The following is a 20,428-nucleotide window of genomic DNA, read 5'->3' as shown; positions in this document are numbered from 1 at the left end:
TATCCTCTTAGCTGCGAGCCTTGACCGCCGGACGAACGATAACGTCACTGCCTGTGGCACCAGGCACAGCGCCTTTGACCAGCAGCAGATTACGTTCTTCGTCGACACGGACGACTTCCAGGGATTGCACGGTGACACGCTCATTACCCATCTGACCGGCCATTTTTTTGCCTTTAAAGACACGGCCAGGCGTTTGGTTCTGGCCAATGGAGCCAGGAGCGCGGTGAGAAAGAGAGTTACCGTGGGTAGCATCCTGAGTACGGAAGTTCCAGCGCTTGACAGCACCTTGGAAGCCCTTACCTTTGGATGTGCCGGTCACGTCAATTTCCTGACCAGCTTCAAACAGGCTTACAGTCAGTTCAGAGCCCACTTCGGGAGCGTCCTGACCTTCAGCGAGAGGAAATTCACGCAGCAAACGGCCCGCTTCAACGCCCGCTTTGGCAAAGTGCCCAGCTTGGGGTTTACTTAGGTGTTTGGCTTTACGTGAACCAGCAGTAACCTGAACAGCAGCATAGCCGTCTGTTTCCAGATTACGGATCTGTGTTACTCGGTTAGGAGTCACTTCAATAACGGTGACAGGTATAGAAACACCGTCTTCGGTGAAAACGCGGGTCATACCGCTTTTCTTACCGACTAAACCAAGAGCCATGTTTATGTCTCCTATCAGTGTACGGGGCTATCACCCGCTATGGCTGCCTTTTTCAGGGCATTCCACTATCTCAATTGTATTGCGTCTCGCGACGCTAACCACTTAGTGTATCAGCGGGTATTAACCCAGGCTGATTTGTACATCAACACCAGCAGCCAGTTCGAGCTTCATCAAGGCATCAACTGTTTTTTCAGTTGGCTCAACAATATCCAGTACACGTTTGTGGGTACGGATCTCATACTGGTCACGGGCATCTTTGTTTACGTGCGGAGAAATCAGCACAGTAAACTTTTCTTTGCGAGTCGGCAAAGGAATCGGACCCTTGATCTGAGCACCAGTGCGCTTGGCTGTTTCAACTATTTCCAGCGCTGACTGATCGATCAGACGGTGATCAAACGATTTCAGCCGAATACGGATTTTCTGGTCTTGCATTATCCAATGCTCCGATACGGACTCTATGATGCAGACATCTGCACTGCACCTAAAAAAGGAGCAGCATTATAGTGCTGCGTTAAACAAGAAGTCAAATCTTGTTGGCAAGATTTATACAACAAAGAGGGCCTCCCCAGGGAGACCCTCTTTCAGGTACGCATTACAGCACAAGATTACTCGATGATCTTGGCTACAACACCAGCACCTACAGTACGGCCACCTTCACGAATCGCAAAACGCAGACCGTCATCCATCGCGATAGGAGCGATCAGAGTAACAACCAGTTTTACGTTATCGCCAGGCATAACCATTTCGGTGCCTTCAGGCAGTTCACAAGAACCAGTCACGTCAGTTGTACGGAAGTAGAACTGAGGACGGTAGCCTTTGAAGAAAGGCGTGTGACGGCCACCTTCGTCTTTGGACAGAATATAAACTTCTGCTTCAAAAACGGTGTGAGGAGTGATGGAACCGGGCTTGGCCAAAACCTGACCACGCTGAACGTCATCACGCTTGGTGCCACGCAGCAGGGCGCCGATGTTCTCCCCCGCACGACCTTCGTCAAGCAGCTTACGGAACATTTCCACACCGGTACAAACGGTCTTGGTGGTATCAACGATACCCACAATCTCGATTTCTTCACCGGTTTTGATAACGCCACGCTCAACACGACCGGTTACTACAGTACCACGACCGGAAATGGAGAAAACGTCTTCAATAGGCATCAGGAACGGCTGATCGATAGCACGCTCTGGCTCAGGGATGTAGTCATCCAGAGCTTCAACCAGCTTCTTGACAGCAGTGGTGCCCATTTCGTTGTCGTCTTTACCTTCCAGCGCCATCAGTGCAGAACCGATGATGATGGGGGTATCGTCGCCTGGGAAGTCATAGTCGGACAGAAGTTCACGAACTTCCATTTCAACCAGTTCCAGCAGTTCCTCATCATCAACCATGTCGGCTTTGTTCATGAAGACAACGATGTAAGGAACACCAACCTGACGGGACAGCAGGATGTGCTCACGAGTCTGAGGCATGGGGCCGTCAGCTGCGGAACAAACCAGGATCGCGCCGTCCATCTGAGCAGCACCCGTGATCATGTTTTTAACATAGTCAGCGTGGCCTGGGCAGTCTACGTGGGCGTAGTGGCGAGTGGGTGAATCATACTCAACGTGAGAAGTTGCAATGGTGATACCACGTTCTTTCTCTTCAGGAGCGTTATCGATGCCATCAAAGGCAACAGATGCGCCTGAACCCCAAACTTCGTGACATACACGAGTCAGAGCAGCAGTCAGGGTGGTTTTACCATGGTCAACGTGACCAATGGTGCCAACGTTTACGTGCGGTTTATTACGTTCAAATTTTTCTTTAGCCACAACGATAACCTCTTCAGTTAACGGCAGAATTTATAAATTACTTGTGATTGATCACGGCTTCTACGATGCTAGACGGTGCTTCTGCATACTCGGAGAACTCCATTGAGTAGCTAGCACGGCCCTGGGTCGCAGAGCGCAGGTCGGTTGCATAACCAAACATCTCGCCCAGCGGTACCTGAGCACGGATAACCTTGCCAGCAGGCAAGTCTTCCATACCCTGCACCAGGCCACGACGGCGGTTAAGATCGCCCATGACGTCGCCCATGTAGTCTTCAGGGGTTACCACTTCAACCTTCATCATAGGCTCAAGCAGAACTGCACCTGCTTTTTTGGCGCCTTCCTTGATTGCCATGGAGCCGGCAATCTTAAAGGCCATTTCGTTAGAGTCAACGTCGTGGTAAGAGCCATCATAGAGGGTAACCTTAACGTCGATCATTGGGTAGCCAGCCAATACACCGTTCTGCAGCTGTTCAAAACAGCCTTTATCAACAGAAGAAATGTATTCACGTGGAACCACACCACCAACGATTTCATTAACGAACTCGTAATACTTCTCACCATCTTCACCTTTATCGGTGAGCGGCTCGATTTTCAGCCATACATGGCCATACTGACCGCGACCACCGGACTGGCGAACAAACTTGCCTTCCTGTTCGACGGTCTTGCGAATGGATTCGCGATAAGCAACCTGCGGCTTGCCGATGTTCGCTTCAACCTTGAACTCGCGACGCATACGGTCAACAAGGATGTCCAGGTGCAGCTCGCCCATACCGGAAATAATGGTCTGGCCGGATTCTTCGTCCGTTTTGACACGGAAAGAAGGATCTTCCTGAGCCAGCTTACCCAAGGCAATACCCATTTTTTCCTGGTCTGCTTTGGATTTGGGCTCAACCGCAACTGAAATAACCGGATCGGGGAACTCCATGCGCTCCAGAACAATTTTGTGATCTGGGTTACACAGGGTATCACCGGTGGTGACGTCTTTCAGACCTACACAGGCCGCGATGTCACCCGCGCGAACTTCCTTGATTTCTTCACGGTTGTTGGCGTGCATCTGAACCAGACGACCAACCCGCTCTTTCTTCTGGCGAACCGAGTTATATACACCCATGCCGGTTTCCAAAACACCAGAATAAACACGGATATAGGTCAGGGTGCCAACAAAGGGGTCGGTTGCGATTTTAAACGCCAAAGCCGAGAAGGGCTCTTTGTCATCAACGGGGCGCGTACCGATGGAGCCATCTTCCAGCTCACCTTCAATGGCAGCAACTTCATCGGGTGCTGGCAGATACTCAACGACTGCATCCAGCATCGCCTGAACGCCTTTGTTTTTAAAGGCAGAACCGCACATGGCCAGAACAATTTCGTTGGCAATAACACGTTGACGCAGACCCGCCTTGATTTCTTCAGTGGTCAGCTCACCACCTTCAAGGTACTTGTCCATCAGTTCTTCATTGGCTTCAGCCGCCGCTTCGATCATCTCTTCACGGAACTTTTCAGCATTTGCCAGAAGCTCGGCTGGAATATCACGAAGCTCAAAGGTTGTACCCTTGTCTTCTTCGTTCCAGTAGATGGCCTTCATACGAACCAGGTCGATAACACCTTCAAATTCGTCTTCAGCACCAATCGGCAACTGAATAGGCACGGGAATAGAGGCCAGACGAGTTTTGATCTGATCAACAACACGCTCGAAATCAGCACCGGAACGGTCCATCTTGTTGACGAACACCAGGCGCGGTACTTCGTATTTGTTGGCTTGGCGCCATACAGTTTCTGACTGAGGCTCAACACCGGAAGAACCACAGAAAACCACAACCGCACCATCCAGTACGCGCAAGGAGCGCTCGACTTCGATCGTGAAGTCAACGTGCCCTGGGGTGTCGATGATGTTGACGCGGTGCTCTTCAAACTGGTGATCCATACCACTCCAGAAGGTCGTTACAGCAGCGGAGGTAATGGTGATACCCCGCTCCTGTTCCTGTTCCATCCAGTCAGTGGTCGACGCGCCATCGTGGGTTTCACCCAACTTGTGGTTTACGCCGGTATAAAACAAAATCCGCTCGGTCGCTGTGGTCTTACCTGCGTCAACGTGCGCGCAGATACCAATGTTGCGATAGCGTTTAATAGGGGTTTTACGTGCCACTTGGGGCCTCCCTTAGAAGCGGTAGTGAGAAAATGCTTTGTTGGCTTCGGCCATGCGGTGCACATCTTCACGCTTCTTAACGGCTGCACCTTTACCTTCTGAGGCATCCATCACCTCACCTGCCAGACGCAGATCCATGGATTTTTCGCCACGCTTACGGGCAAAATCCACCAACCAGCGCATTGCCAGGGCATTACGGCGTGAAGGGCGAACTTCTACGGGCACCTGATAGGTGGCACCGCCAACACGACGTGATTTAACTTCAACCAGCGGCTGGATAGTTTCCAAGGCTTTCTCGAAAACTTCCAAAGGGTCTTTCTTGGTGCGTTCTTCCACTTTGCTCAGAGCGCCATAGACAATTCGCTCAGCAACGGATTTCTTGCCGCTTTCCATCACGTGGTTCATAAACTTGGCCAAACGCTCACTTCCGTACTTAGGATCTGGAAGTACATCGCGTTTTGCCGCAACTCTTCTTCTTGGCATGATAAGCCCTCAAAACGGTCTTCAGGTAACCCCAGGACACCAAATATAATCTAACGGCCTGGCCTTACTCTTATCAGACGGTGATTAATAAAATTATTTAGGACGCTTGGCGCCGTATTTGGAACGACCCTGTCTGCGATCCTGAACACCGGAAGTATCCAGAGCACCGCGTACGGTGTGATAACGCACACCGGGAAGGTCTTTTACACGACCGCCACGAATCAGAACAACCGAGTGCTCCTGAAGGTTGTGACCTTCACCGCCAATGTACGAAGAAACTTCGAAACCATTGGTCAGACGCACACGGCAGACTTTACGCAGTGCCGAGTTAGGTTTTTTAGGGGTAGTCGTGTAAACACGAGTACATACGCCACGCCTTTGTGGACAAGCCTGAAGTGCGGGAACGTCACTCTTGGCTACTTTCCGTTTACGTGGCTTGCGAACCAACTGATTAACTGTTGCCATGCAAGCAAACTCCAATGTCTGTTTAAGCACTTAAGGTGCTTCAACTAGGCAGATTTCTGATATTACAAAATGGATAGACGCACCTATCCCCTCATTTAAGGAAGCGCATTCTACGGTTACTCGGTAGATAAGGTCAATACTTGCAGGCTATTTCCTGCAAATACTGACCTTTTGCGCTCTATTCCTCGTCTTGATCCAGTGCTGAAAGCTCACTGGTCAAAGCCGCTTCAACATCACTGGCACTGGGTCCGGCCAGTACAGCTTCCTGATCTTCGCGGCGGCGCTTGCGCTGGGCGTGATACGTCAGGCCCGTACCGGCTGGGATCAAGCGACCCACGACAACATTTTCCTTCAAGCCGCGCAGGTAATCTTTCTTGCCATTCACTGCTGCTTCCGTCAGAACACGGGTGGTTTCCTGGAAGGAAGCGGCAGAAATAAAGGACTCGGTAGCCAGTGAAGCCTTGGTGATACCTAGCAGCAGGCGATTGAACTTGGCCGGGAATTTGTCAGCCGCATTCAGGCGTTCATTTTCTGCAATCGCCTTGAAGTACTCGACCTGCTCACCACCAATGAAGCTGGAGTCACCCGGATCGGTAACTTCAACCTTGCGCAGCATCTGCCGCACAATCACTTCGATGTGCTTGTCGTTGATACCCACACCCTGCAGGCGATAAACATCCTGAACTTCTGTTGTGATGTACTTGGCCAGCTCGCTGACACCCAGCAGACGCAGGATATCATGCGGATTGGACGGGCCATCCGAGATGACTTCACCACGTTCAACGGTTTCACCTTCAAACACGTTGATTTTACGCCACTTGGGAATCAGGGTTTCTACCGGATCACCACCATCATTTGGCGTGATGACAATACGCTGCTTGCCCTTGGTTTCCTTGCCCAGGGAAATCGTACCGGTAATTTCTGCCAGCACTGAAGGCTCTTTAGGCTTACGTGCTTCAAAGAGGTCAGCAACGCGTGGCAGACCACCGGTGATGTCCTTGTTACCACTGCTTTCCTGCGGGATACGTGCAATAACCTGACCGACCTTAACTTCAGAGCGGTCTTCAATGGTGACTACAGCCTTACCCGGCATCATGTACTGAACTGGGGTCTGGCTACCGGGCAAGGTGATTTCCTTACCATTGGCATCCAGCAACAAGAGCATGGGACGCTTGTCTTTACCCGCAGCGGGGCGATGCTGGGTTTCAATGATTTCAATGGAAGACAGACCCGTCAAATCATCAATGTTGCGGTTAATGGTGATGCCATCTTCGAGATCACTGAACTGCACTCGACCCGCCACTTCCGCAACGATGGGGTGAGTGTGTGGATCCCATTTGGCAACAATCTGACCGGCTTCAACCTGGTCACCATCCCGAACACTGATTTCAGCGCCATAAGGCAGTTTGTAGAACTCGCGCTCGCGACCCTGGGAGTCAGCTACCGCCAAGGCACCGGAACGGGAAACAGCAATCAGTTTGCCGTCTTCACGATCAACCACTTTGATGTTATGGAAACGTACCTTGCCGCCATGCTTGACCTGTACACTGTCCGTCGCTGAAGCACGCGAAGCCGCACCACCAATGTGGAAGGTACGCATGGTCAGCTGGGTACCCGGCTCACCGATGGACTGGGCCGCTATAACACCCACAGCTTCACCGACATTGACCTGATGGCCACGCGCCAGATCACGACCATAACACTTGGAACAGACGCCATAGCGGGTGTCACAGGTGATCGCCGAGCGCACGACTATCTCGTCCACACTCAGGGTATCCAGACGGCTGCACCATTTCTCATCCAGCAGTGTACCCTTGGCAATGACCACTTCACCGGTATCGGCACTGATGACATCACGGGCTACCACACGCCCCAGAACACGCTGGGACAGAGGCACAATAATATCGCCACCCTCGATGATGGGGTGCATCACCAGACCTTCTTCGGTACCACAATCTTCTTCGGTGACCACCAGATCCTGAGCAACATCCACCAGACGACGCGTCAGGTAACCGGAGTTGGCCGTTTTCAGGGCCGTATCCGCCAGACCTTTACGGGCACCGTGAGTGGAGATGAAGTACTGGAGTACGTTCAGACCTTCACGGAAGTTGGCAACAATGGGTGTTTCGATGATGGAGCCATCCGGCTTGGCCATCAGACCGCGCATACCGGCCAGCTGACGGATCTGGGCAGCAGAACCACGAGCACCTGAGTCGGCCATGATGAAGACACTGTTGAAAGAGTCCTGCTCATGTTCAACACCCTTGCTGTCAACCGCCTTCTCTTTGGAGATACCCACCATCATGGCCTTGGCTACTTTATCGTTGGCCTTGGACCAGATGTCGATCACCTTGTTGTACTTCTCGCCCTGGGTGACCAGACCGGAAGCAAACTGCTGTTCGATCTGCTTCACTTCAGCTTCGGCTTCAGTGACAATTTCCGCTTTGGCTTCGGGAATAACAAAGTCATTGACGCCAATGGAACAGCCGGACCAGGTTGCATAACGGAAGCCGGTATACATCAACTGGTCCGCAAAGATGACCGTATCCTTGAGACCCACACGGCGATAGGCTTCGTTGATCAGTCGGGAAATGGCCTTTTTATTCAGCGGCTGGTTAACCAGCTCAAAAGGCAGCCCCTTGGGAATAATCCGGAACAGGAGGGCGCGACCCACAGTGGTGTCAGCCAGGAAAGTCCGGCTGACAGGCTCGCCTTCGATTTCCTTGACGGTTTCATGGATGCGTACCTTGACGCGGGCATGCAGGCTCAGATTGCCGGTGGCATAACCACGCTCGGCTTCATCCATGCCACTCAGGATACGACCTTCACCCTGGGCACCGATCTTTTCACGGGTCATGTAATACAGACCCAAAACCACATCCTGCGAAGGAACGATGATCGGCTCACCATTGGAGGGTGACAGAACATTGTTCGTCGACAGCATCAGGGCACGGGCTTCCAACTGGGCTTCCAGAGTCAGGGGTACGTGTACCGCCATCTGGTCACCGTCAAAGTCGGCGTTGTAGGCCGCACAGACCAACGGATGCAGCTGGATGGCCTTGCCTTCGATCAGAACCGGTTCAAAGGCCTGGATACCCAAACGGTGCAAAGTAGGTGCACGGTTGAGCATAACCGGGTGCTGACGAATGACTTCAGCCAGGATATCCCAGACTTCCGGCAGTTCGCGCTCCACCATCTTTTTGGCAGCCTTGATGGTGGTTGCCAAACCCCGGGCTTCCAGCTTGGCAAAAATGAATGGCTTGAAAAGCTCCAGAGCCATTTTCTTGGGCAGACCACACTGATGCAAACGCAGTGTTGGACCCACGGTGATCACAGAACGACCTGAGTAGTCAACACGCTTGCCCAGCAGGTTCTGACGGAAACGACCCTGCTTACCCTTGATCATGTCAGCCAGGGACTTCAGGGGACGCTTGTTGGTGCCGGTAATGGCACGACCACGACGACCGTTGTCCAGCAGGGCATCGACCGCTTCCTGCAGCATGCGCTTTTCATTGCGCACGATGATATCCGGAGCATTCAGCTCCAGCAGGCGCTTGAGGCGGTTGTTGCGGTTGATGACGCGACGATACAGGTCATTCAGATCCGAGGTCGCAAAACGGCCACCATCCAGAGGCACCAGGGGACGCAGATCCGGTGGCAGGACTGGCAGAACTTCCATCACCATCCAGCCGGGACGGTTGGAAGAATCGCGGAAGGCTTCCAGGATTTTCAGGCGCTTGGTCAGCTTCTTCATCTTGGTTTCAGATGAAGTCTGTGGAATTTCTTCGCGGATGGTTTGAATTTCGTCATCCAGATCGATGTCATTCAGCAACGCCTGAACGGCTTCGGCACCCATGCGGGCATCAAAGTCATCACCGAACTCTTCCAGGGCATCAAAATACTGCTCGTCATTCAGCAGTTGCCCTTTTTCCAGGGTGGTCATGCCCGGATCAATAACAATAAAGCTTTCGAAATAAAGCACCCGCTCAATATCCCGCAGGGTCATGTCCATCATCAGACCGATGCGGGATGGCAGGGATTTCAGGAACCAGATGTGGGCAACCGGTGACGCCAGGTCGATATGACCCATACGCTCACGGCGCACCTTGGCCTGGGTGACTTCAACACCGCATTTTTCACAAATGATGCCACGGTGTTTCATGCGCTTGTACTTACCGCACAGGCACTCGTAATCCTTGACCGGGCCAAAAATTTTGGCGCAGAACAGACCGTCACGCTCAGGCTTGAACGTACGATAGTTGATCGTTTCTGGCTTTTTGACTTCACCAAAGGACCAGGAACGTATCATGTCCGGTGAAGCCAGCGAGATCTTAAGGGATTCAAATTCCTCAGGTTGACCCTGAGTACGCAATACATTGACTAGGTCTTTCATCAGCCGCAGCTCCCGTTGGAGTTACGGCGGGCCACCTGGGCCCGCCGGCACTTTCTACTCTAGCCCCGCTAGGGGGTTCCCCGGATATCAGACTGGGGTATTAATATTCCAGGTCGATATCGATCGCCAGAGAACGTATTTCTTTAATCAGAACGTTGAAGGATTCAGGCATGCCTGGGTCCATCTTGTGGTTGCCGTCCACGATGTTCTTGTACATCTTGGTACGACCATTCACATCATCTGATTTAACCGTCAGCATTTCCTGCAAGCTGTGCGCAGCACCGTAGGCTTCCAGTGCCCAGACTTCCATTTCCCCGAAGCGCTGACCACCGAACTGCGCCTTACCACCCAGAGGTTGCTGGGTAACCAGGCTGTAGGAACCCGTTGAGCGCGCATGCATCTTGTCATCCACCAAGTGGTTGAGCTTCAGCATGTACATGTAGCCAACAGTTACCGGACGGTCAAACTTGTCACCGGTACGGCCATCATAGAGATCCATCTGACCACTGCGGGGCAGACCGGCCAGTTCCAGCATCGCTTTGATTTCATGCTCTTTGGCACCATCAAAGACGGCTGTCGCCATGGGCACACCCTTCTTCAGGTTGTGAGCCAGTTCGATGACTTCTTCATCACTGAAGCTGTCCAGATCTTCCTTGTTCTTACCGCCTAGCTGGTTGTAAACCTGTTCCAGGAAGCTGCGGATCTCGCTCACTTGAGCGGCGCGCTCAACTGCCAGCATTTCTTCAATGCGCTCACCCAGACCCTTGGCTGCCAAGCCCAGGTGGGTTTCCAGTACCTGACCCACGTTCATGCGTGAAGGTACACCCAGCGGGTTGAGAACCACATCCACCGGAATGCCTTTTTCGTTGTAGGGCATGTCTTCAACCGGCATGATCGCGGAGATAACACCCTTGTTACCATGACGACCCGCCATCTTGTCACCGGGCTGAATGCGGCGTTTAACGGCAACATAAACCTTGACGATTTTCAGTACACCGGGGGCAAGATCGTCGCCCTGCTGCAGCTTGCGTTTTTTGTCTTCGAACTTTTCTTCCATGATGTTCTTGCGCTCGTCCAGCTGTTGCTGGGCCTGGGCAAGCAGTTCATTCAAGGCTTCATCCTGCATACGCAGCTTGAACCACTGAACATTGGGCAGCTCTTTCAGATACTCGGCTGTAATGCGCTCGTTTTTGGACAGGTTAGGGCCACCATTGACGGGCTGACCTTCCAAGGCATTAAACAGGCGGGTAAAAGTCGCTTCTTCCGCAATCCGATACTCTTCTTTGAGATCCTTGCGAACCTCATCAAGTTGCATCTGTTCAATGGACAGAGCACGCTTGTCTTTTTCCACGCCATCGCGGGTAAAGACCTGGACGTCAATGACCGTACCCTTCATGCCCGTGGAAACGCGCAATGAAGTGTCTTTAACGTCGGAAGCCTTTTCACCGAAGATGGCACGCAGCAGCTTCTCTTCGGGTGTCAGTTGGGTTTCACCCTTGGGTGTAACCTTGCCGACGAGAATATCACCGGGGCCAACTTCGGCACCGATATAAACGATACCCGAGTCATCCAGCTTGGAAAGTGCGGACTCACCCACGTTGGGAATATCCGAAGTGACTTCTTCCGAACCCAGCTTGGTGTCGCGCGATACACAGGTCATTTCCTGAATGTGAATCGAGGTGAAACGATCTTCTTCTACAACCCTTTCCGAAACCAGAATCGAGTCTTCAAAGTTGAAGCCATTCCAGGGCATGAAAGCGATACGCATGTTCTGACCCAGAGCCAGCTCACCCATATCCACGGAAGGACCATCCGCCAGAATATCGCCTCGGGTGATCTTGTCGCCGGGTTTGACGATCGGACGCTGGTTGATACAAGTGTTCTGGTTGGAACGGGTGTATTTGGTCAGGTTGTAAATATCAATACCTGCTTCACCACCAATCAGCTCATCTTCATTGATGCGAACCACAATACGCGAAGCATCGACTGAATCGACGTAACCACCACGCAGGGCAACAGCACAAACGCCCGAGTCACGTGCCACGAAGCGTTCCATGCCGGTACCGACCAGAGGCTTGTCAGCCTTCAGTGTAGGCACAGCCTGGCGCTGCATGTTGGAACCCATGAGTGCGCGGTTGGCATCATCGTGCTCCAGGAAGGGAATCAAAGAGGCTGCGACGGAAACCACCTGACGAGGTGATACATCCATCAGAGTCACATGATCAGGCGTTACAAAGGTGGTGTCACCCTTGTGGCGAACCTGAACCAATTCGTCCACCAGCTCACCGCCTTCATTCAATTTGGCGGATGCCTGAGCAATAACAAACTGGCCTTCTTCAATGGCTGACAGGTAAACCACTTCCTCGGTCACCTTGCTGTCCACGACCTTGCGGTAGGGCGTTTCCAGGAAGCCATAGGAGTTGGTGCGGGCATAAGTCGCCAGTGAGTTGATCAGACCGATGTTCGGGCCTTCTGGTGTCTCGATGGGGCAGACGCGACCATAGTGGGTCGGATGCACGTCGCGGACTTCAAAGCCAGCACGCTCACGCGTCAAACCGCCTGGGCCCAGAGCCGAAACACGGCGCTTGTGGGTTACTTCCGAAAGCGGGTTGTTCTGGTCCATGAACTGTGACAGCTGACTGGAACCGAAGAATTCTTTAACGGCTGCAGCAACCGGCTTGGCGTTGATCAGATCCTGAGGCATCAGGCCTTCACTTTCAGCCAGAGACAGACGCTCTTTAACGGCTCTTTCCACACGCACCAAGCCGACACGGAACTGGTTTTCAGCCATTTCACCGACGGAGCGAATACGGCGGTTACCCAGGTGATCGATATCATCGACATCACCCTTGCCGTTACGAATACTCAAGAGCTCGCGCATGACATCGATGATGTCTTCGTGCTCAAGAATCGTGGAGCCAGTATCACCTTCACGACGCAGACGACGGTTGAATTTCATCCGACCGACCACTGAAAGATCATAACGATCTTCAGAAAAGAAGAGGTTGGAGAAAAGACTTTCCGCAGCTTCTTTGGTGGGCGGCTCGCCGGGACGCATCATGCGGTAGATCTCAACCAGAGCTTCCAGCTGAGAACGAGTCGGGTCAGCCTTGATGGTATCCGACATGAAAGGACCGCAGTCCAGATCATTGGTATAGAGGGCTTCAAAACTGTTGATTTTAGCTTCGGCCAGCTTGGCCAGTACTTCAGCGCTGATCTCAGTATTGCACTCAGCAATCAATTCGCCGGTTGACGGGTCAACGATATCCTTGGCCAGAACCTTGCCAAACAGATACTCAGCAGGCACGGCCAGGCGGTTAATACCGGCTTTTTCAATTTGACGTATGTGCTTTTGGGTAATGCGGCGGTCTTTTTCAACAATAACCTTGCCGTCATTATCCAGAATCTCAAAAGAAGAAGTTTCACCACGCAGGCGTGAAGGGACCAAATCGACTGAGAAACCTTCCCTTTCCATATAGAAGGTACTGGTTTCAAAGAACATATCCAGGATTTGTTCAGCGGTATAGCCCAAAGCACGCAGCAGTATGCTTGCAGGAAGCTTGCGGCGGCGGTCAATACGAACAAATACCAGATCCTTGGGATCAAATTCAAAATCCAGCCAGGAGCCACGGTAAGGAATAATCCGTGCAGAATAAAGCAGCTTGCCGGAAGAGTGGGTTTTACCCCGGTCATGGTCAAAGAATACACCAGGTGAACGGTGCAGCTGAGAGACAATAACCCTTTCAGTACCATTGATAACGAAGGTACCGTTTTCAGTCATGAGTGGCATTTCACCCATATAGACTTCTTGTTCCTTAATGTCCTTAATCGCCTTGTTGGGCGAATCCTTGTCATAGATTACCAGACGCACTTTTACGCGCAGGGGTGCAGCGTAGGTCACACCACGCAGAATACACTCCTTGACGTCAAACGCCGGGGTTCCAAGACGGTAGCTTACATACTCAAGCGCTGCATTGCCTGAGTAGCTCTCGATAGGGAACACGGACTGAAATGCAGCATGCAAACCAGTTTCAGTACGCGTATCACCAGCTTTATCCTCTTGGAGGAACTGGCGATAGGAGTCCAGTTGTATTGCCAGTAAGTAAGGAACATCCATTACTACCGGTAGTTTACTGAAATCCTTGCGGATGCGTTTTTTCTCTGTGTACGAGTAAGCCATCAATTTTCCCCAGCTTGTTCACCAGAAACCAGACCGCAAGTGGTCACTACGCCTTCAGGGGGAGGCGCGCCCCAACTGCGATGCCCCTGTAACGGTGAAACATGCAGTCATCTTTATTCAACAGGCTTGAACAGAAAAAGGCCGGGGGCGCAAAGCGCCACCAGCCACTCAACTGTTGCAGCCGTAAGCTGCCACGCAAATTACTTGAGTTCCACCGAAGCACCGGCTTCTTCAAGCTTCGCTTTTGCAGCATCAGCGTCTTCCTTGGAAGCGCCTTCTTTAACAGTTGCAGGAGCACCATCAACCATGCCTTTGGCTTCTTTCAGGCCCAGACCGGTGATTTCGCGTACTGCTTTGATAACGTTAACTTTCTTCTCGCCAGCTGAAGTCAGAACAACATCAAATTCAGTTTGTTCTTCAGCCGCTTCGCCACCAGCAGCAGGGCCGCCAGCAACAACAGCTGCAGCTGCAGTAACACCGAATTTTTCTTCCATTGCTTCGATCAGTTCAACTACTTCCATTACTGACATTTCAGCGACAGCGTTGATGATGTCTTCTTTGTTAAGTGCCATGTTAGCTCTACCTGAATTGGTTTGAGTAAATTACTCGTAAATATGGACAGAAAAGCGCTTAAGCCGCTTCTTCTTTCTGATTGCGCAGTGCCGCAAGGGTACGTACCAGCTTGCCAGCTGAGGCTTCTTTCATGGTTGCCATCAGTTTAGCAATCGCTTCATCGTAAGTTGGCAGGGTAGCCAGACGATCAAGGTCTTTAGCCGGGATCACTTCACCCGCGTAACCCATTGCTTTAACTTCAAACGCCTTCTCGGTCTTGCCAAACTCCTTGAACAAACGCGCAGCTGCGCCAGGATGATCCATGGAGAAAGCAATCAGAGTAGGACCCACGAATTGATCGGAAAGATTTTCGTAGGGGGTATCTGCAAAGGCGAAACGAGCCAGGGTATTACGCACAACGCGCATATCAACCTGGGCTTCACGAGCTTGCTTGCGCAGCTCGGTCATCGCACCCACAGTTACACCACGAGAGTCAGCAATAACAACGGACTGAGCAGCTTTGGCAGCTTTGTTGACATCAGCAACAATAGCTTTTTTGTCTTTTAGACCTAGTGCCACTTTACTTGCTCCTATTTCAGAGAGGCTACCAAGTAGCTCTCTACGGTTTCCAACCCTCCGGTTATCCGGAGTCGGTATTGATGGTTGGACCGACAATTATGGCGGCCTCCATCTGCGCAGGAAATATTAAGCTTCGAAAACAGACTTCTCAGCTCCTGCGGTCTTTGACGGTTGTCCAGCAGTTATGCTGGACTCCGCAAAGTTACTGCTAAAGAGCCAGGCTTGACGTATCAAGTGTCAAGCCAGGACCCATAGTACTGGACAAAGAAATCTTCTTCACATAGATGCCCTTGGAAGAAGAAGGCTTGAGCTTCTTCAGGTCAGCCAGAAGAGCCTCTACGTTGCCACGGATTGCATCAGCAGCAAAGTCGATTTTGCCAACGCCTGCGTGAATAATACCGTTCTTGTCAGTACGGAAACGCACCTGACCGGCTTTGGCATTTTTCACGGCGGTAGCCACATCTGCAGTTACCGTGCCGACTTTGGGGTTAGGCATCAGGCCACGGGGACCCAGGATCTGACCCAGCTGACCGACAACACGCATGGCATCAGGAGCAGCGACTACAACGTCAAAGTCCATAACACCTTTTTTGACTTGTTCAGCCAGATCTTCCATACCGACCAGGTCAGCACCGGCTTCTTTTGCAGAGTCGGCAGCAGCGCCTTGAGCAAAAACGGCAACACGGACATCATTACCGGTGCCATTGGGCAGAACAGTAGCACCACGAACCACTTGATCGGATTTACGAGGGTCAACACCCAGATTCACGGCCAGCTCAAAGGTTTCCTTGAACTTTACGGGCGGCAAGGAAGACAGCAGTTCAACGGCTTCTTCCAGGCTATAGGCCTTGTTAGGATCGACTTTTTCAGCAATCAGCTTTTGGCGTTTGGTTAGCTTGGCCATTTACACGCCCTCCGAGTCAATACCCATGCTGCGCGCGGTGCCAGCAATTGTACGTACTGCTGCATCCATATCGGCGGCAGTCAGATCAGGTTCTTTCATTTTGGCAATTTCTTCCAGCTGTTCGCGGGTAATTTTGCCAACCTTGTTTTTGTTGGGTTCAGCTGAACCGGACTTCAGGCCCAGTGCTTTCTTCAGCAGAACAGCAGCAGGTGGAGTCTTGGTTACAAAGGTAAAGCTGCGATCACTGTAAACGGTGATAACCACAGGAATCGGAAGACCTGCTTCCACTTCCTGGGTCTGCGCATTGAATGCTTTACAGAATTCCATGATATTCACACCGTGCTGACCCAGTGCAGGGCCAACAGGGGGACTTGGATTTGCCTTACCAGCTGCAACCTGCAGCTTGATGTAGGCTTGTACTTTCTTAGCCATTGTTTACTCCTAGTGGGTTCTACGCCTCTCGGCTCCCCGTTTATTTCCGCTGAAATTTCAGCGCTTCATGTCAGTCTTTTTCGACCTGACCAAAACCCAGCTCAACAGGTGTTGCGCGTCCGAAGATCAGAACGGACACATGCAAGCGGCTTTTTTCATAATTCACTTCTTCAACAACACCATTGAAATCGGCAAAAGGCCCATCCAGCACCCGAACCACCTCGCCTGGCTCAAACATGGTTCGGGGGCGAGGTTTATCGGTGCCGTCCTGAACGCGCTGCAGGATCTGGTCGGCTTCTTTCTCGGTAATCGGAGCTGGCTTTTCGGGTGTTCCGCCAATGAAACCCAAGACTTTAGGGGTTTCTTTGACAAGGTGCCAGCTATCATCGTTCATATCCATTTCCACAAGCACATAGCCTGGATAGAACTTGCGTTCGCTTTTGCGCTTTTTGCCTTCACGCATCTCCACCACTTCTTCAGTGGGAACCAACACCTGCCCGAAAAGATCTTCCATTTCCTTCAGCTTGATACGTTCCTGCAAGGAGCGCATTACTTGCTTTTCAAAGCCTGAATAGGCGTGTACCACATACCAGCGCTTGGCCATCTTGCTCCTCCTAGTAAATCAGGCTTTGAATAATCCAGCTCAACAGGGAATCGATGAGCCACAGGAGCAGCGCTACCAGTGCAACAGCAGCCAGCACGATCAAGGTTGTTTGGGTGGTTTCGGGGCGCGTCGGCCAGATCACCTTGCGGATTTCGGTGCGCGCTTCTCGTGCCATGACCAGAAACCGTTGACCTTTGGTAGTCAATAAAAACACACCAGCGGCCAAAGCAATAAACACAACAACGCCAACCACTCGATAAAGTAGAGGCGTATCAGAAAAATACATATTACCCAGCACTGCAGCTGAAACCAGCAGCACTACAAGAGCCCATTTCAAACCATCCAGACGAGCTGGCTGAGCCTCGGCTTTTGCTTTCATCAGAGATTTATCTCCTTGCGGCAGCACTAAACTTGGATTTGACTAACACCAACCTGAGGGAGATTGGCAGGCCAGGAGGGAATCGAACCCCCAACCTGCGGTTTTGGAGACCGCTGCTCTGCCAATTGAGCTACTGGCCTAAATTTGGCATTTTCGAACTGGCGCTACTCACGACAATCAATAAATCGTGGAGCTCATGGGCGGATTTGAACCGCCGACCTCACCCTTACCAAGGGTGTGCTCTACCCCTGAGCTACATGAGCCAATCTGGAGCGGGCAGCGGGAATCGAACCCGCGTCATCAGCTTGGAAGGCTGAGGTTCTACCATTAAACTATGCCCGCTTGCCCGGCAGAAACTGGTGGAGGGGGAAGGATTCGAACCTTCGAAGCTCGCGCGGCAGATTTACAGTCTGCTCCCTTTGACCACTCGGGAACCCCTCCAGCGAGGCGACAAATTATAGTTAATTTTTCGCCTGTGTCAAGGGCTGTGTTTCTCTCCCCAGACAACGGCGGCAACTTTAACAGCTAGACCGATCCACAGCAAGTTTTTTTTCAAATTTTCCTTGGGGCGACCCACACAAGATGCCTGATTTTTCAGCAGTTGTTACCGGAAACATCAACTCCAAGCCCGCATACACCATGTCCGGCCAGCAGTAAGGCTCCACATCAAGACCACCGGAGACCAAGACAGCATCACCTCCGGTCACAATCAAGGGCAGGGGGCCACTCAAGTCTTTGGCAACCTGAGCATAGGCACTGTTGATCTGTCCGGTGGCAGCCAGGTAAATACCATGACTGACGGCCTGATGGGTTGTGGTGCCGGGTGTGGTCAAACCCTGGTGATCCTCATCAGGATCAACCGGAACATTGCGCGTACCCAGCTTAAGGCTTTCTTTCATCAAACGTATCCCAGGGGCAATAAATCCACCCAGGTGCTGTCCACTATCCAGGACAAAATCAATAGTAATGGCACTGCCGCAGTCCACCACACAGCAACCGCCCGTAGCGTGAAAGCCGGCCAAAATACCTAACCAACGATCTACCCCCAACGTTGAGGGTTCACGATAGGCATTGCGCACCCCTGAAAACCTCTCCAGCGATCGGGCAACATGCAAAGGTACACGAAAGCGTCTGGCAATTCTTTCCACTTCACCAAGCACTTCCTTGCCGCCCACATTAGATACGCGCATCAATTTAATATCACGAAAATCGGGAATTTCATGGGAGTCTTCCCAACGATCGCGCGTCCAGATCGACCCGCGATCCAGTATGCGGCTTGTTTTCAGGCATTTGAGGCGCCACTTGGTTAAGGTATTGCCTATATCCAGATCAAGTATCATCCTTTAGCCTCAAGCTGATTTCACCTGAATTCAGAAGTCTAGCCTCCCCTGACGAGTCAAACACCTGTAACTCGCCAAGCTGATTGACCTCGCCAAGAGTGACCTCCTCCGACCCCTGCGGAGTGATCACTGAAGCTTTCTGACCCTGCCAAATATGTGCTTGATTCCACTCATCCACCCAGGGAGCAAAACCTTCAGCTGCATAACCACTCAAGACCTCCAGAACCTCCAGGTACAATTGAGCCACCAACTCTGAGCGGACTGGTAAGCTTCTCGCATCCAGATCACTCAGAAAGGCAACAGGCTGATTCACCGCCTCAGGTTTAAAATCCACAGGCCGATGCACATTAAGGCCAAAGCCGACTACCAGCTTGCAGGGCCCGGCCAGGTCGCCCGTGATTTCTATCAGAATCCCGCCCAGCTTGGCTTGATTAAGATAGATGTCATTGGGCCATTTGAGTCCAACTCCCTTGATACCCAAATTTTCCAATCCTGATTTGATGGCAACCCCAATGGCCAGACTTAAACCCTGCAGTTCCTGCGCCGAACCTTCAAACACCCAGCCCAGGCTACAGCTTATTGATGAGGCAAAAGGACTGAACCAGTTACGTCCACGGCGACCTTTACCGGCCTGCTGCATTTCTGCAGTCAGCAATTGCAGATGAATAGCATCGCCACTATTTGCACGATCCAGCAAAAGAGTGTTTGTTGAGGTCACAACTGGCTCAACAGACAGGCTGATTTCTTCCTCGTTAAAATACGTGCGCAGCTTATCGAGAATGAAATCTGCGTCAAGAAGATCGAGCGGTGTTTCCAGGCGGTAACCCAGTTGCTTTTCGGTTTGATAGCGAAGACCCAGCTCGGGTAGCTTTTGAATTTGCTTCCAGATGGCCGTCCGGCTGACGTTCAAGGACTCACCAAGCTCGGTTCCGGTGTGGTATTGACCATCACTGAGCTGACAAATAAGAGGATAAAGGTTCATAGCTACTCCCATGGAAGCAGCAATTTTATAGGTTTACACGCCTTTTGTAATCACAACAGCCGTTTTTCCTGCCTTTTACGCATAAAAAAACACCCCTTGAACGTGAGTTCAAGGGGTGTTTTCAGAATAGGTGCCTGACGATGACCTACTTTATTCGCACCATCCCTGGCGCTCACCCTACGGGCCGACCTTCGGCCGTTCTGATTGGTTCCAGACCAATCAGTCACATGCCATGTTCAAGTAGAATTTCTCTAGCCATAAAAAAATCCCCCTGACTCACTGAGCCAAGGGGATTGTTTTATAAGTGCCTGACGATGACCTACTTTCACATGGGGAAGCCCCACACTATCATCGGCGCTGAGCGGTTTCACTTCTGAGTTCGAAAAGGGTTCAGGTGGTTCCCACTCGCTAAGGTCGTCAGGCGTAACTGTTGGAAGCTGGCACTGCTTCGGCCAACATCCTAAAAAGGGGCAAGATTCAAGTTTTGGCGTATCGCCGGTCTGCGTCAGTCTCTTACGTATCCGTCAAATCATCATTGCTC

General features: G+C 51.8%; 16 protein-coding genes, 4 tRNA genes and 1 rRNA gene. All 21 read right to left on the bottom strand.

Annotated features, from left to right (window positions below):
- Window positions 1–7 precede the first annotated feature (7 nt).
- Window positions 8–649, bottom strand: a complete 642-nt coding sequence (gene rplC / locus LG323_RS11035; protein WP_310696827.1) for a 50S ribosomal protein L3 — start codon at window positions 647–649, stop codon at window positions 8–10.
- Window positions 650–769: 120 nt separating this feature from the next.
- Window positions 770–1,081, bottom strand: a complete 312-nt coding sequence (rpsJ, locus tag LG323_RS11030) for a 30S ribosomal protein S10 (RefSeq protein ID WP_091964861.1) — start codon at window positions 1,079–1,081, stop codon at window positions 770–772.
- Window positions 1,082–1,254: 173 nt separating this feature from the next.
- Window positions 1,255–2,451, bottom strand: coding sequence for an elongation factor Tu (gene tuf / locus LG323_RS11025; protein ID WP_310696828.1), 1,197 nt, complete (start codon window positions 2,449–2,451; stop codon window positions 1,255–1,257).
- Window positions 2,452–2,488: 37 nt separating this feature from the next.
- Window positions 2,489–4,594: an elongation factor G gene (fusA, locus tag LG323_RS11020; RefSeq protein ID WP_404416049.1), complete on the bottom strand. Its 2,106-nt coding sequence runs from the start codon at window positions 4,592–4,594 to the stop codon at window positions 2,489–2,491.
- 12 nt (window positions 4,595–4,606) lie between these two features.
- A complete protein-coding gene (rpsG, locus tag LG323_RS11015; RefSeq protein ID WP_404416046.1) occupies window positions 4,607–5,077 on the bottom strand; it encodes a 30S ribosomal protein S7 in 471 nt (156 codons plus the stop codon).
- Between the two features lie 93 nt (window positions 5,078–5,170).
- Entirely contained in the window at window positions 5,171–5,542 is a 372-nt protein-coding gene (gene rpsL, locus LG323_RS11010) for a 30S ribosomal protein S12 (protein ID WP_404416043.1), read from the bottom strand.
- Window positions 5,543–5,720: 178 nt separating this feature from the next.
- Window positions 5,721–9,935 (bottom strand): DNA-directed RNA polymerase subunit beta', encoded by a 4,215-nt coding sequence (gene rpoC / locus LG323_RS11005; protein ID WP_404416040.1) that lies wholly within the window; start codon window positions 9,933–9,935, stop codon window positions 5,721–5,723.
- A 100-nt stretch (window positions 9,936–10,035) separates the two neighbouring features.
- On the bottom strand, window positions 10,036–14,115 hold the full coding sequence (rpoB, locus tag LG323_RS11000) for a DNA-directed RNA polymerase subunit beta (RefSeq protein ID WP_404416037.1): 4,080 nt from the start codon (window positions 14,113–14,115) through the stop codon (window positions 10,036–10,038).
- A gap of 200 nt (window positions 14,116–14,315) precedes the next feature.
- The gene (gene rplL, locus LG323_RS10995) at window positions 14,316–14,687 is read right to left on the bottom strand and encodes a 50S ribosomal protein L7/L12 (protein ID WP_310697656.1); all 372 of its coding nucleotides are present in this window, start codon (window positions 14,685–14,687) and stop codon (window positions 14,316–14,318) included.
- Window positions 14,688–14,745: 58 nt separating this feature from the next.
- Window positions 14,746–15,246 (bottom strand): 50S ribosomal protein L10, encoded by a 501-nt coding sequence (gene rplJ, locus LG323_RS10990; RefSeq protein ID WP_310697658.1) that lies wholly within the window; start codon window positions 15,244–15,246, stop codon window positions 14,746–14,748.
- A 208-nt stretch (window positions 15,247–15,454) separates the two neighbouring features.
- Entirely contained in the window at window positions 15,455–16,150 is a 696-nt protein-coding gene (gene rplA, locus LG323_RS10985) for a 50S ribosomal protein L1 (protein WP_310697660.1), read from the bottom strand.
- Complete coding sequence (gene rplK, locus LG323_RS10980; protein ID WP_310697662.1) at window positions 16,151–16,582, bottom strand: 50S ribosomal protein L11; 432 nt, start codon at window positions 16,580–16,582, stop codon at window positions 16,151–16,153.
- Window positions 16,583–16,652: 70 nt separating this feature from the next.
- A complete protein-coding gene (nusG, locus tag LG323_RS10975; protein ID WP_310697664.1) occupies window positions 16,653–17,186 on the bottom strand; it encodes a transcription termination/antitermination protein NusG in 534 nt (177 codons plus the stop codon).
- Window positions 17,187–17,196: 10 nt separating this feature from the next.
- Window positions 17,197–17,565, bottom strand: a complete 369-nt coding sequence (gene secE / locus LG323_RS10970) for a preprotein translocase subunit SecE (RefSeq protein WP_310697666.1) — start codon at window positions 17,563–17,565, stop codon at window positions 17,197–17,199.
- 64 nt (window positions 17,566–17,629) lie between these two features.
- Window positions 17,630–17,705: transfer RNA gene (locus LG323_RS10965), tRNA-Trp, on the bottom strand.
- 48 nt (window positions 17,706–17,753) lie between these two features.
- A tRNA-Thr gene (locus tag LG323_RS10960) sits at window positions 17,754–17,828 on the bottom strand.
- Between the two features lie 5 nt (window positions 17,829–17,833).
- A tRNA-Gly gene (locus tag LG323_RS10955) sits at window positions 17,834–17,907 on the bottom strand.
- Between the two features lie 15 nt (window positions 17,908–17,922).
- Window positions 17,923–18,006: transfer RNA gene (locus LG323_RS10950), tRNA-Tyr, on the bottom strand.
- 77 nt (window positions 18,007–18,083) lie between these two features.
- Window positions 18,084–18,905, bottom strand: coding sequence for a type III pantothenate kinase (locus LG323_RS10945; protein WP_404416031.1), 822 nt, complete (start codon window positions 18,903–18,905; stop codon window positions 18,084–18,086).
- Complete coding sequence (locus LG323_RS10940) at window positions 18,895–19,887, bottom strand: biotin--[acetyl-CoA-carboxylase] ligase (protein ID WP_404416028.1); 993 nt, start codon at window positions 19,885–19,887, stop codon at window positions 18,895–18,897. Before LG323_RS10940 ends, LG323_RS10945 begins: the two co-directional genes overlap by 11 nt.
- Before the next feature lie 306 nt (window positions 19,888–20,193).
- Window positions 20,194–20,309 (bottom strand): 5S ribosomal RNA (rrf, locus tag LG323_RS10935).
- Window positions 20,310–20,428: the final 119 nt, after the last annotated feature.

The sequence above is a fragment of the Marinospirillum sp. genome (assembly GCF_044810985.1).
In the GTDB taxonomy this organism is placed as follows: Bacteria; Pseudomonadota; Gammaproteobacteria; order Pseudomonadales; family Halomonadaceae; genus Marinospirillum.
Note: the sequence above shows the minus strand (reverse complement) of the source record. Positions and strands in the feature narration are given on the sequence as shown.

Excerpts from the sequence above, each read along its gene's own strand:
- rplC (WP_310696827.1), bottom strand. The coding sequence starts at position 649 with ATGGCTCTTGGTTTAGTCGGTAAGAAAAGCGGTATGACCCGCGTTTTC.
- rpsJ (WP_091964861.1), bottom strand. The coding sequence starts at position 1,081 with ATGCAAGACCAGAAAATCCGTATTCGGCTGAAATCGTTTGATCACCGT.
- rpsG (WP_404416046.1), bottom strand. The coding sequence starts at position 5,077 with ATGCCAAGAAGAAGAGTTGCGGCAAAACGCGATGTACTTCCAGATCCT.
- rpsL (WP_404416043.1), bottom strand. The coding sequence starts at position 5,542 with ATGGCAACAGTTAATCAGTTGGTTCGCAAGCCACGTAAACGGAAAGTA.
- rpoC (WP_404416040.1), bottom strand. The coding sequence starts at position 9,935 with ATGAAAGACCTAGTCAATGTATTGCGTACTCAGGGTCAACCTGAGGAA.
- rpoB (WP_404416037.1), bottom strand. The coding sequence starts at position 14,115 with ATGGCTTACTCGTACACAGAGAAAAAACGCATCCGCAAGGATTTCAGT.
- rplL (WP_310697656.1), bottom strand. The coding sequence starts at position 14,687 with ATGGCACTTAACAAAGAAGACATCATCAACGCTGTCGCTGAAATGTCA.
- rplA (WP_310697660.1), bottom strand. The coding sequence starts at position 16,150 with ATGGCCAAGCTAACCAAACGCCAAAAGCTGATTGCTGAAAAAGTCGAT.
- rplK (WP_310697662.1), bottom strand. The coding sequence starts at position 16,582 with ATGGCTAAGAAAGTACAAGCCTACATCAAGCTGCAGGTTGCAGCTGGT.
- nusG (WP_310697664.1), bottom strand. The coding sequence starts at position 17,186 with ATGGCCAAGCGCTGGTATGTGGTACACGCCTATTCAGGCTTTGAAAAG.
- secE (WP_310697666.1), bottom strand. The coding sequence starts at position 17,565 with ATGAAAGCAAAAGCCGAGGCTCAGCCAGCTCGTCTGGATGGTTTGAAA.
- LG323_RS10945 (WP_404416031.1), bottom strand. The coding sequence starts at position 18,905 with ATGATACTTGATCTGGATATAGGCAATACCTTAACCAAGTGGCGCCTC.
- LG323_RS10940 (WP_404416028.1), bottom strand. The coding sequence starts at position 19,887 with ATGAACCTTTATCCTCTTATTTGTCAGCTCAGTGATGGTCAATACCAC.